Below are 233 nucleotides of genomic sequence, written 5' to 3' on the forward strand. Positions count from 1 at the left end.
TTTTCTTTTCATCTTCAAAGCAGTTGCGGATGTTGTACCACTGCCATTGAAATAATCCAAAATTAAATCAGATTTGTCTGATGTAGATTCTAAAACACGGTTAATTAATAATTCTGGCTTTTGGGTTGGAAAGTCTACGAGAGCTCGTTCTGCAGCCATAGGATTTAACATATTAATATCTGTCCACACATCAGGAATGACATTTCCTTTTAGTTCGTGTAAATATGTTTTAT

General features: G+C 33.9%; 1 protein-coding gene. It reads right to left on the minus strand.

The genetic code is table 11. From position 1 onward, the window contains the following. Positions 1–233 (minus strand): DNA methyltransferase (locus SB764_RS44925; RefSeq protein WP_410867427.1); only part of this gene is annotated, 233 nt, incomplete at both ends.

The organism is Paraburkholderia sp. SIMBA_027, from assembly GCF_046535315.1.
GTDB classification, from domain to species: domain Bacteria; phylum Pseudomonadota; class Gammaproteobacteria; order Burkholderiales; family Burkholderiaceae; genus Paraburkholderia; species Paraburkholderia tropica.